Origin of the sequence: Ancylomarina sp. (assembly GCF_041555295.1) — a bacterium.
Lineage (GTDB): Bacteria > Bacteroidota > Bacteroidia > Bacteroidales > Marinifilaceae > Ancylomarina.
Map to the genome: position 1 here is coordinate 1 of NZ_JBFFKR010000283.1, position 4,148 is coordinate 4,148.

General features: G+C 37.3%; 4 protein-coding genes. All 4 read right to left on the bottom strand.

Annotated features, from left to right (window positions below; all coding sequences use genetic code 11):
* Positions 1-349, bottom strand: a 349-nt coding sequence (locus tag ABY905_RS14615; RefSeq protein WP_372645172.1) for a hypothetical protein, incomplete at its 3' end; no start/stop codon positions are given.
* Between the two features lie 82 nt (positions 350-431).
* A complete protein-coding gene (gene coaD / locus ABY905_RS14620; RefSeq protein ID WP_372645174.1) occupies positions 432-905 on the bottom strand; it encodes a pantetheine-phosphate adenylyltransferase in 474 nt (157 codons plus the stop codon).
* Between the two features lie 129 nt (positions 906-1,034).
* On the bottom strand, positions 1,035-3,257 hold the full coding sequence (locus ABY905_RS14625; protein WP_372645176.1) for an amino acid permease: 2,223 nt from the start codon (positions 3,255-3,257) through the stop codon (positions 1,035-1,037).
* A gap of 46 nt (positions 3,258-3,303) precedes the next feature.
* The coding region (locus tag ABY905_RS14630; protein ID WP_372645178.1) for a [FeFe] hydrogenase H-cluster maturation GTPase HydF at positions 3,304-4,148 on the bottom strand (845 nt) is incomplete at its 5' end.

A 4,148-nucleotide genomic window follows, 5' to 3' on the forward strand; every position in this document is an offset into this window, starting at 1 on the left:
GAGGTTCAAAAAAAGGATCGATTTTTTGCGATGGAGATAAGTCTCTCCTTGGTGGTAAACTCAACTGATATTCTTTACCAGCCTCTGCAAAAAAATAACCTCGGAATATACCTAGAGGCAAAAATACCATTTGCGTTTCAGCTATTTCAAATTCAACAGAAAACTGACCTTGCTTATCGAGTTGCAGAATGGCTAACTCCTTCTCCGTTTTCGAGAAAGCATCATCATAACAAAGCACCTTTATTTGCGTATTCGCATAGGCTGCATGTTGACCAAACAGCTTCACTTTTTTAGCAAATGAGCTTTGTACTCCAAAAGTCAATATCAGTAAAATAAATAGTGATCGCATATTCTGTTCTTATCTGTGAATTTAAAACAAAGGCTATTCAAATCAGATTGCCTAATAATGAATAGCCCGAATATTTATTTTATTACAGTTTATAAGCATCTGGATCCAGCACCTTGGGTACAAATTGCGAAGCATCACCTCCATGGCGCATAATATCACGAACAATGGTCGATGTAATCGGGGTATGTTCAGGAGTTGTCAGTAGGAAAATAGATTCCAAATCATATTCCATTTTCTTGTTGATTTGCGCAATGGCACGCTCGTATTCAAAGTCGGCAGCGGTACGCAAGCCACGCAAAATGAATTGAGCCCTTTTCGACTTGCAATATTCAACAGTTAACCCACTGTAAATTTCGACTTCAATTCTCGGATCATTACGGAAGGTCTCCTTGATCCATTGAATACGCTTCTCTACTGGAAAAAACTGTCTTTTCTCCGAATTGTAACCTATGGCAATTACGATCTTATCGAACAATGGTAATGCTCGAGTTACAATTGATTCATGACCAACCGTAAACGGATCAAAAGACCCTGGAAATATGGCTATACGTTCCATCTATTTTCTTAAAAATTATTCTGAGCAATTCCTTTTATTAAAAATTCACTCTTATTTTGATAAACTAACAATACAAACTTAGAAATAATAAATCAAAGTCATACGACTGAATTATTAACAATCCAGACTCTACTTGATTTTAATTTTTTTGTAAGAACTCACAAAAAGGATATTACCCATATCGTCGAATCCGGTAAACATATCCAATTTATCTCGATCTATATCTTCTCTGTTGAAACCCAAAATCGTTAAATCGGCATCCATCGATTTGTTCATGATCTCCTTCTTCTTATCAGTATGATCAATTCCAATCAATTCAATATTACTTGAAGAAATTGGCAACTGTCCCGAACGGATCAGACTTAATAGTTTGACTTGTTCTTTTTCAAGATCTTTCTCAGGATATATAGCAAAAATCTTAATCATACTCTTCTTCCAATCAGGATGTCCTTGGATGATATAAGCCAAAAGAATCATCAAATTGGCATTCTCGTAATCATTAGAGCCAATCCAAATATGAATTTCCTTGTGGTAACCAAAACCCTTATACGAGGTATTCAAAACACAGACATCAAATTGAGTTGACTCGATCAATTCGTAATTATCAATCACATAATTCAACTGCTTAGATTTAGTACGCGAGTACTCAAATAAAATCGAATTATAACCGTGTCCGGATATACCCGAAAGTTGCATTACCTGTGCAATGGCAGAGGTCATGGAAGGACTAATAATCGTATCTAAGAAAACACGGTTACGACTTCCTGATGCCAGATGAATCAAGCGTTTCATTACATTCTTAGACTCATCATTCGTTTTCTCATTTAGAAAACCTTCCAGATAATGAATATAGGTTCCGAAACCATACTTATATGAGATCCAGCGCAACAAATCGAAAGCCGAACGGCGCTTAAAGGTATCTTGAGAAATACAAATTGCAAAAGGTCTCCAACTCACTTCACGATCTACTTTCTCTGCTCGTTGAGCAAAAATTTGCAGATATCGACTCAATTGAAAAACAACACCTCGGAATAGTTTCGCAAGACCTCGATGTTCCTTATTACTTACATTTATGCCATAATAAATCACACCCATAATCAGTAATGAAACAATAGCATAAACCATATTCATTTGGAACATGATCCAAAATGAAAGAATGGCTCCCATTAAAGATAGATACCAACGAGATCGGAAGGTTGGTCGGTAAGATGGATCAGCAGCAAAATGTTCCAGAAATGAGATGAGACAAATTGCACCATAGGTCACCATAAAGAACATTGAGATGATCTGAGCGACAAAATCAACATCACCAATTAAGATGAATACAAATGCAATAGCTATAGAGATGACTGAAGCATTCAGAGGCTCTGTCGTTTTACGATTCTCCTTTTTCAACCATTTGTTCAATCCTTTCTGTGGGAAGATATCATCCATCCCAATGGCTTGCAAAGTACGGGGTGCTACCATAATAGATCCCAATGCTGACGAAAGTGATGCCGCAGCCAAACCTATAGGAATAATCGGCCCCCATATGGCAATATTACTCATGATAAGCTGGTTGCTATCTAAATCTTCAGGACTTGCTGAAACCGTAAATTTATAGGCAGCAAAAAGGTAAACTACCAGACCTCCAATGGTTGCCCATATGGTTCCTCGAGGAATAGATCGTTTAGGATTCTTTAATTCTCCAGACAAACCTAAACCAGCTGCGAGCCCTGTAAAGGCAGGGAATATAATAGTAAACACATAGAAAAAGCTTTTGGGATTCTCTACAGTTGCATCTAAAACAATTTCCTGTGGTGCATCGGTAGGTGAGCCAATAAAAAACATAAAAAGAGAAACGGCTAAAGTTGCCACAACAACATACAAAACCTTCATTCCCATATTAGAACCTCGCCACAAAAACAAAGCTGAAAGAAGAACCATTGCAGGAATTGTAATCGCACGTTTATCGTAGATCAGCCAACCAAAATCATTGGCAACCCATTGAATAACGGGATCGAAGGCTTCGCCAAATGCTATAATATAGAAGGCAACCGAAATGGCTTGAGAGAGATAAAGTGTGATACCAATTGCCGCTCCAATATTCAAGCCGAAAGATCGGGAAATAATATAATAGGCACCTCCCCCCAGTACTTTCTGGTTGGTTGCAATTTCGGCAACAGCCATGGCCGTTGGAATGGTAATCATATGTCCCAGAATGATAATTCCGATAACACCGATAAAACCAACATTACCGACAGCCCATCCAAAACGGAGGAATAATATGGCTCCTAAAATAGTGGAGATTGCCGTCATGAAAACTGGCAATGTTCCAAAAGTAGCACTCGATTTAGTAAAATTATTGGCCATATATTATAATCAGTTACAGTTTAAGAATAGTGTGTGTTGGCTTAATTTATAGATTAAAAGGCTCTACAGCTCTTTTGTATATACCCTGAACATAGGCAATGGCTAATCCATAATTACTAACTGGAATTCCAGCTTCAATAGCTGGCAAAAGTCGATTGTGGATTTGCTTTTTTGTAATCATACACCCCCCACATTGAATCACCATTGCATAATCATTAATGGGACGTTGAATAGCATCAAGACCTGAAACAATGTCGAAGTCTAATTCACAATCGCAATATTTTTTCAACCATGCAGGCAGTTTAAATCGTCCTATATCTTCACAAGACACATGATGAGAACAAGACTCAAGAATTAAAACTCTATCACCAGCTTTCAGTTCGTCAATCTTTGGTGTTCCTTTTAAGTAGTTTTCAAAGTCACCTTTTTGTCTTGCCAAAACAGTACTGAAACTGGTTAAAGGAATATCTTTAGGGATTAATTGTCCTGCTAGGTCGAATATCTGACTATCAGTAATCGCAAGTTTCGGTTTGACATTGGTGGTTTTAAAAAATTCAGTCACCTGATCTTGTTGCAGAACAATGTTGATGCAATGATTATCCAAAACATCTCGGATGAGTTGTACTTGAGGTAGAATCATACGTCCAGATGGAGCTTCCGAATCAATTGGACAGATCAACATCACCACATCGTTAGGCTGAATTAAATCGCCAATTATAGTTTTAAAAACTTTTGAAGATTCGGGTGCTATTTTCTTAATCAATTCAATAACCTCATCGAAATTATCAGGATTGACCGTAGAAAAATCCATAACAGAAGTTTTATAATCGTTCTCTAGCTTGACTTTTAAAGCTTCATCAATTTTCGTCTTATCAGATTTGTTGTGAATGA